At 75.3% G+C, this 3448-nt stretch carries 3 protein-coding genes; 1 reads left to right on the top strand and 2 read right to left on the bottom strand.

Going from position 1 to position 3448, the window contains the following annotated elements; translation table 11 throughout:
• Positions 1-172 precede the first annotated feature (172 nt).
• Positions 173-385 (bottom strand): heavy-metal-associated domain-containing protein, encoded by a 213-nt coding sequence (locus ACME2J_RS22115; RefSeq protein WP_495547111.1) that lies wholly within the window; start codon positions 383-385, stop codon positions 173-175.
• Positions 386-498: 113 nt separating this feature from the next.
• A complete protein-coding gene (locus tag ACME2J_RS22120) occupies positions 499-2424 on the bottom strand; it encodes a heavy metal translocating P-type ATPase (RefSeq protein WP_495547112.1) in 1926 nt (641 codons plus the stop codon).
• 105 nt (positions 2425-2529) lie between these two features.
• Between ACME2J_RS22120 and ACME2J_RS22125 the strand changes: the two genes are divergently transcribed.
• Positions 2530-3399: an alpha/beta fold hydrolase gene (locus tag ACME2J_RS22125; protein ID WP_495547113.1), complete on the top strand. Its 870-nt coding sequence runs from the start codon at positions 2530-2532 to the stop codon at positions 3397-3399.
• Positions 3400-3448 lie beyond the last annotated feature (49 nt).

Raw genomic sequence — 3448 nt, forward strand, 5'->3', positions numbered from 1 at the left:
ACTCGTTGATCTACCCGTGCTTCTCCAGGGCACGGGGCGTGCCCGCCGTCGCCGTGCGGCGCGGCAGGCTCGTCGGGCTCGGGCTCGGGCCCGATCGCGCTGCCGGCGAGCGCCGCGGCCCCGAAGGTCGTCGCGAGCGCCGCGGCGAAGGCGGCGAGCGTGGTCGTGCGCGTCATGGCGCGACCTCGTACCCGGCCTCCTCGACGGCGGCCTTCACCGCCGCGGGGTCGACGTCCTCGCCGGTGACGACGACGCGCCCGGTGTCGAGGTCGACGTCGACGTCCCGCACGCCCTCGACCTCGGAGACCTCCTCCGTGACGGAGGCGACGCAGTGCGAGCAGGTCATCCCGGTGACGGTGTAGACGGTCTCGGCGGGGCTCGGCATGGCTGTCTCCTCGGTGATGGTGAGCGATACGGACTGGGGGTATTCCTGCCGGAAACGGTACCAGATACCCCCGGGGGGTACGTGTGTGAGCATGCGCACCGTCAGGCCCTCGTTCACCCCCGCAGCGCCCGCAGCGCGTTGAGGATGACCGCGAGGTCGATGACCTCCTGGAAGAGCGCGCCGGCGACCGGCGGCAGGTACCCGGCCGCGGCGACGCCCATCGCCGCGATGCTCAGGCCCATCCCGGCGAGGACGCTCTGACGTGCGATCGAGAGCGAGCGGCGGCCTGCGTGGACGGCGTCGGCGACGCGGTCGATGCGGTCGACGGTGACGACCGCATCGGCCGTCTGCGACGAGACGGTCGCGCCCGCCGCCCCCATCGCGATCCCGACGTCGGCGATGGCGAGGGCGGGGGCGTCGTTGACGCCGTCGCCGACCATGACGACCGGGGAGAGCTCCGGATCGGCCCGCAGCGCGCGGACGATCTCGAGCTTGTCCTCCGGGGTCTGCTCGGCGTAGACGCGGTCGACGCCGACCTCCCGCCCGATCCGCTCGGCGACCGAGCGGCGGTCGCCGGAGACCATCGCGACGTGGCGCACGCCCTCCGCGCGCAGGCGCTCCATGATCCGCGCGGCATCGGCTCGCAGCTCGTCCGCCATGACGACGATGCCCTCGAGCGTCCCGTCGACGCCGACGAGGACGTGCGCCTCGCCGGAGCCGCGGCCGATCGCGCGGGCGGACCCGGCGACGGTCTCGCGGTCGTACCCCTCCGCCATGAGGAACGCCCGGCTCCCGACGGCGACGCGCCGGCCCTCGAGCGTCCCGACGATCCCCTGGCCGGGCTCCTCGCGGACGTCGTCGGGCTCGCCGAGGGCCAGCCCCGCGTCGCGCGCGGCGTCGACGAGCGCGCCGCCGAGGACGTGGGTGGAGAGGCGGTCGACCGACGCCGCGAGACGCAGGACGTCGTCCTCGGGCAGCGTGCCGAGGGTCGCGATCTCGCGGACGCTCGGCGTCCCCACTGTGAGCGTGCCCGTCTTGTCGAAGAGGATCGTCCGCGCCTGCCCCAGGCTCTCGATGACGCCCGCGCCCTTGACGACGACGCCCGCCCGCGCGGCGCGCGAGAGGCCCGAGACGAGCGCGATCGGCGCGGCGAGGATGAGCGGGCAGGGCGTCGCGACGACGACGACGGCGAGCGCGCGGACGGGGTCGGCGCTCAGCGCCCACGCGATCCCGGCGACGAGGAGGGTGACCGGGAGGAAGATCCCGGCGTAGCGGTCCGCCATGCGGACGAACGGCGCGCGCTCGTGCTCGGCCTGCTCGACGAGCCGGACGAGGGCGGCGTAGGCGCTCTCCGCCGCGGGGCGCGTCGCGCGGACCTCGAAGGGCCCGCCGGCGTTCGCGGTGCCGCTCATCACCGGCATGCCGTGTCGCAGCGTGAGCGGCAGGGGCTCGCCGGTGAGCGCGCTCGTGTCGACGACCGCCTCGTCCGTCGCGACGACGCCGTCGACCGGGATCACCTCGCCGGTGCGGACGAGCGCGACGTCCCCGACGCGGACGTCGTCGACCGGGACCTCGCGCAGCTCCCCGTCGACGCGGACCTGGGCGAGGCGCGGCGCGCGGCTCACGAGCGCCGTGAGCTCGCGGCGGGCGCGGGTCGCGGCGGTCGCCTCGAGCGCCGCGCCGCCCGTGAACATCAGCCCGACGACGGCGCCCGCGAGCTCCTCGCCGAGCGCGAGGGCGCCGACCATGGCGACCAGCGCGATCGTGTCGACGCCGAGGCTGCGCTCGACGACGATGGTGCGGACGACCTCGACCGAGAGCTCGGCGGCGAGGAGCGCGACGGCCGCGAACCACACGCCGCGGCCCGCCTCGTCCTCGCCGGCGAGGTGCAGGAGGCCGCCGACCGCGATCGCGGCGACCGCGACGGTCGCGAGGATCCGCGCCCGGTTGTCGACGAGCCAGGGGACGAAGCGGCGCGTCCATCGCACGCGCGGGTGCGGGCGCGACGCTGGGCGCGTCTCGGTGGCGGTCTCGCTCACGGACGGATCGTCGCACCGCGCGCTCGCCGCGGGCATCCGTGGCGCGACCCCGCCCGCTGCGGGAGACCCGCAGGGACCTCGTGTCCGCGTAGGCTCGGGCCACCCATGCTCACACCCGCCGCCGAAGCGTGGCGCCGTCGCGGCGAGATGATCGACGTCGCCGGCCGCCGCCTCTACGTCCAGCACCGGCCGGGCCGGTCCGAGGCGCCGCTCGTCCTCCTCCTGCACGGCTTCCCGACGAGCAGCTTCGACTTCTCGCCGCTCGCCGACCGGCTCGACGGCGAGCGGCTCCTCATGTTCGACGCGCTCGGCTTCGGGCTCTCGGAGAAGCCCGCCGACCACGAGTACACGCTCGCCTGGCAGGCGAACGCCGCCGAGGCGCTCGTCGAGCGACACGGCTCGCCGCCGGTCGTCCTCGTCGCCCACGACATGGGGACGTCGGTCGCGACCGAGCTCCTCGCGCGCGACATCGAGGGGATCGGCCGGCTGCGGATCGAGTCCGCGCTCCTCTTCAACGGGTCGATCCTCCTGCACCGCGCGAGCCCGACCCCGGGCCAGCGGCTCCTGCGCACGCGTCTCGGCCCGCTCTTCGCCCGCCTCACGACGCCGACCGGCTTCCGCCTGCAGTTCGCGCGCATCTTCTCCGACGCCCACCCGCTCTCGCCCGAGGCCGCGGCCGACCACTGGTCGCTCCTCTCCCACGACGGCGGGCACCGCCTCCTCCACCGCACGATCAGCTACATGGACGAGCGCGAGCGCTTCACCGACCGCTGGCACGGCGCCGTCCGCGACTGGCCCGGCGACCTCGCGCTCGCCTGGGGCCTCGAGGATCCCGTCGCGACGACCGCCGTGCTCGACGGGCTGCGCGAGCTGCGACCGGGCGTCCCCGTTCACGAGCTCCCGGGGATCGGCCACTACCCGCAGCTCGAGGACCCCGACGCGATGGCGCTGGTCGTCCGCGAGGTGCTCGCCTAGCTGTAAGTCCCGAGCAGGTTGTTCAGCCGTTGGACGGGTGGTTGTCGGC

Source organism: Paraconexibacter sp. (genome assembly GCF_059438195.1).

What these genes read in the sequence shown, in the direction of transcription:
- ACME2J_RS22125 (WP_495547113.1), top strand. Translation starts at nt 2,530, where the DNA reads ATGCTCACACCCGCCGCCGAAGCGTGGCGCCGTCGCGGCGAGATGATC.
- ACME2J_RS22115 (WP_495547111.1), bottom strand. Translation starts at nt 385, where the DNA reads ATGCCGAGCCCCGCCGAGACCGTCTACACCGTCACCGGGATGACCTGC.